6 protein-coding genes are annotated in these 4,181 nt (G+C 27.2%); 4 read left to right on the top strand and 2 right to left on the bottom strand.

The window, feature by feature from the left end:
* Positions 1–420: 420 nt before the first annotated feature.
* Entirely contained in the window at positions 421–1,362 is a 942-nt protein-coding gene (locus H8S10_RS17735) for a DUF4474 domain-containing protein (RefSeq protein ID WP_186839734.1), read from the top strand.
* 13 nt (positions 1,363–1,375) lie between these two features.
* On the top strand, positions 1,376–2,278 hold the full coding sequence (locus H8S10_RS17730; protein ID WP_055267868.1) for a metallophosphoesterase: 903 nt from the start codon (positions 1,376–1,378) through the stop codon (positions 2,276–2,278).
* 55 nt (positions 2,279–2,333) lie between these two features.
* On the opposite strand, the gene H8S10_RS17725 is transcribed toward H8S10_RS17730, so the two are convergent.
* Entirely contained in the window at positions 2,334–2,561 is a 228-nt protein-coding gene (locus tag H8S10_RS17725) for a hypothetical protein (RefSeq protein WP_055267866.1), read from the bottom strand.
* A gap of 235 nt (positions 2,562–2,796) precedes the next feature.
* Here H8S10_RS17725 and H8S10_RS17720 point away from each other — a divergent pair, with 235 nt between their 5' ends.
* Positions 2,797–3,204: a hypothetical protein gene (locus tag H8S10_RS17720; RefSeq protein WP_055267864.1), complete on the top strand. Its 408-nt coding sequence runs from the start codon at positions 2,797–2,799 to the stop codon at positions 3,202–3,204.
* 59 nt (positions 3,205–3,263) lie between these two features.
* On the opposite strand, the gene H8S10_RS17715 is transcribed toward H8S10_RS17720, so the two are convergent.
* Complete coding sequence (locus H8S10_RS17715) at positions 3,264–3,956, bottom strand: YjjG family noncanonical pyrimidine nucleotidase (protein ID WP_186839733.1); 693 nt, start codon at positions 3,954–3,956, stop codon at positions 3,264–3,266.
* A gap of 123 nt (positions 3,957–4,079) precedes the next feature.
* Between H8S10_RS17715 and H8S10_RS17710 the strand changes: the two genes are divergently transcribed.
* Positions 4,080–4,181, top strand: a 102-nt coding sequence (locus H8S10_RS17710) for an IS1 family transposase (RefSeq protein ID WP_347707662.1), incomplete at its 3' end; no start/stop codon positions are given.

Raw genomic sequence — 4,181 nt, 5'->3', positions numbered from 1 at the left:
AGTATCTTATTTTTATCCTATATAACTTATTTAATTAAATTATTTATAATATAAATAAAAATTAACTTAATACTGATATGGATAACTGTATAATAAGTAGCATAGGATAAAAATAAGATAATATATTTAAGTAATAATTATTAGAAATTTATAGTTATTAATAGAATTTATTAAATTTTATACCTAAAGTATATACAAGTAACTTATTATAAAAATATAAAATAGTTAATAAATAATACTTACCCCATAAAAATATATTTACGAATTTATAGAAGTTTAACACTAATATTACCTAACTAAGTGTTAAGCTTCTTTTTATTATTATTTAAGTTTCTTTACAATAATAAAATTATTTCACCAATAATGGTATAACAGAATAAAATATTGTAGAAATATATTAATTTAAAGGGGATATATCAAATGGATAATTCGATTATACTTGCAATTTGTATGTCAGTTTTATCAATAATGATATTACTTCTCTTTTGGAAGTGGAGACGTAGAAAAGCTGCTATAGAAAAAGTAAAGGGAAGAACTGACGAAGAAAAGTTAAAAGATATAAATGATGCTCTGGAAATATATGGTTTCTTATTTGATATAGAGCAAGACATTGTTTATTCAAGCCTTCATCCACCACAAAGAAAGTTAGGTTATTGTAGTCTTTATGATGAATTAGCACCTTCATTAAATATGATTATAGATTGTGAACCTATTTATTTTGAGTATGGAGGAAAAAGGTGGCTTATTGAGTTTTGGAAAGGACAATATGGTATGACAACTGGTGGAGAAGTTGGAGTATATGCAACAGGCAAAAAGGATGTAGATATACCAGATGTTTTCACAGGAACTTTTTATGAAAGTGTATCAGATAAATATCTTTTGCAGATGAAGTATATCTTAAAGAAAAATGACAATCAAATAATAGAAAGAGAAGAAAGACACTGGTGGTTAACAGGGTTTGATGTAGGATTATTTTCTAAACCAGAGGAATTATCTCTAAAAATTGAAATTACTTTCCCATATTTAGATATGCAAAGAGCCTTTATTGATGGACTTTATTATGCTGGATATAAAGCTAATGATATTAAGGTTAATGGCAGAATGGTTAAATTAGTTTTTACATCTCCTAAAACTAAGCAACCACAGAAATATAGTAAGTTTATGGTAGGATGTATTCAATTACTCAATAGATTTTATTGTAATTTGTTTAATTGGGTAACTAAAGATTTTACACGTGCAATTGATAAGATTGATTTCTTAAGAAGTTATTATACAATATTATTTAAACTTCTTGCTAATGATAAGAAAGCTAAAAAATTAGAAAATCTTTATAGAGATATACAAGATTTTTTAGATAAATAGTAGAGGTGATAGGATGGGAACCTTTGAGAGTTTATCAAAAGCTTATGAATCAGCTAAAGTTATTCCTTATGATTGTAACTCTAAGTTTGTTATGATGAGTGATTGTCATAGAGGAATTGGAAACTGGGGTGATAATTTCATATCTAATCAACATCTTTTCTGGGCAGCATTAAACTATTATTACGAAGGTGGATTTACGTATATTGAAGTAGGAGATGGGGACGAGCTCTGGGAAAATAGATCTATGAAAGAGATAGTAAAGATTCATAGCAATTCATTTTGGTTGATGTCTAAGTTTTATAATGAAAACAGGTTATATATGATTTATGGAAATCATGATATAGAAAAGAAAAATGAGAAATTGTTCAATAGAAATTGTAGTGAGTATTATTGCGAGACAAGAAAAAAAGTTTGTCCGTTATTTCCTTCAATGCAGGTCTATGAGGGATTGATTTTAGAAGATAGCAATAATAGTAATAGAATATTTATTGTTCATGGGCATCAGGGAGAGTTTATTAATGATATAGCTTGGAAATTAGGTAGATTTTTAGTGAGGTATTTATGGAGACCATTAGAACTTTGGGGAGTTAAAGATCCTACAAGAGCTGGGGAAAACTACAAGCGTAAAGATAAAATAGAACAACATTTAATAAAATGGGCAGAAGAAGAAAATAAAATGTTAATAGCTGGTCATACACATAGGCCAAGCTTTCCTAAAGTTGGAGAAGTAATGTATTTTAATGATGGAAGTTGCGTTCATCCTAGGTGTATTACGGCAATAGAAATTGAGAAGGGCTCAATTAGCTTAGTTAAATGGAGTATGATGACAAGGGAAGATAGAACCTTATATGTGGAAAGAGAAGTATTAGAAGGTGCAGTGAAGATAGATGATTTTTTTAAAGCTAGAGAAAATTAATAAATGACTAAAAGCCTAGCACTATAGTTTGTATACTGTAGTGTTAGGTTTATTTTTACTTAAATAATTTAGTTATTTTGATTTCTCCAACAATCGTATCACCTGCATATATAAAGCCCCATTCACGACCATCAGGGCAATCATTTCTAATGGAAAATGATAAATGTTCAATATTTAAGTACGGTTTTACTAAATTATATAGTTCATTATATTGAAGATATTTTATTGTTTCACAAAGGCTGACTTTATTTTCTCCTAATTCTTTAATTTCAATTTTATACATTACTTGCCTCCTAAATGTATCAACTATAATACAAAGTCATTATATGAAAATAGTTTTAGAAAATTAACAATTTTTTTTAGTAATTATTAATTAAAAATAAATAATAAAATTTTGGCTTTCAGCTGAAAAGGTCCCTAAAGTAAAAATAACTCTTGTATATATTAGTATAAAAGAAATATGAAATTAAACTGAATTGATTAAATAAAAAAGCTTTATATTTTAGGAGGAATTTTAAATGAGAAACAATAAGATAAGAAAGATTTACGAAGTTATTAATGAAAATGGAAGAGGGCTAAACTTACATGAAATAAAGGCTATGACTGGTATTGGAAATGGATATAATAGCACAACTATTGATACTATTCCTGTAACTACTACTAATCATAAAAGTGAAAAAATATATGATGTAGTAACAAATATAAAAGGTAAAGTTAATCTTCATCAAATAAAGGCGCAAACTGGTGCAGGAAATGGACATAAACATAGCAATATAGTTGATGTAATAAATAATATTAGTAATGATATAGCTGAGGCTTGCAGTCATAAGAGCCATAAAATCAATGAAGTATTAAATAATAGTAGAAATCTTAATCTTCATGAAATAAAAGCTCTAACTGGAGCTGGAAGTGGATATAGACAATAATATTATAAAAGACTTATGCATTTAATTTTGCATAAGTCTTTTTATGTAATTAAAACTGTTTATGAATTAATCAATATTTCTTTTAATTCATCAAAGCTAGAAACTTCGTATGTAGGTTTTATTGAAGTTTTGTTTTCTAATTTTTTTGGATTATACCAGCAAGTATCTATACCAAAGTTTATTCCACCTTGTATATCTGAAGTTAAGCTATCTCCAACCATTAAAACTTTTGATTTATCAGAATGATTTATAGTTTTTAAAGTATGTTCAAAGATTTCTGGATTTGGTTTTGATATTAATATTTCCTCAGAAATAACTACAGTATCAAAGTATTTTGCTACAGTAGATTTTCTTATTCTCTTATCTTGAACAGCAGTAAGTCCGTTAGTTACTATAGAAAGCTTATGTGATTTAGATATATCTTCTAAAAGTTCTACACTACCATCATATAAAAAGGATGCATCAGCTAAATGTTCCATATATGATTTTGCAAATTCATTTTCATCAAAGCTTACTCCTAATTTATCTGATAATCTTTTAAATCTTTCTACCTTTAATTTTGCTTGAGTAATAAGACCTTCTTCGAACTCTTTCCATATAGCTGAATTTATTTCTTGATATATTTTTAAGTGATAATTTTCATCATAATCGAAGCCAAATTTAATCATTGTATTTTTAAAAGCTTCTTTTTCTGATTTTTTAAAATCAAATAATGTTTCATCTGCGTCAAATAATATAACTTCGTATTTCATAATTTTCCCCCCAAGTTTATATCCGATCTGTTAAGTTATATGAACATTGCTCTTCTCAGCCCAAGGAAATACAATAGGTTTGCGATACTAAATAATACCCCCTTCAAAAAGGAGAGAAGAACAATGAGCAAAACTAATATAAAATGCCCACGCTGTAATTCTGATAAACTATACAAGTTTGGTATGAATAAGCAGGCTAAACAAAAGTATCAATGTAAGCAGTGT

It is taken from the genome of Clostridium sp. NSJ-49 (genome assembly GCF_014287725.1).
In the GTDB taxonomy this organism is placed as follows: Bacteria; Bacillota; Clostridia; order Clostridiales; family Clostridiaceae; genus Clostridium; species Clostridium disporicum_B.
This window is presented reverse-complemented; position numbering and strand designations above follow the sequence as displayed.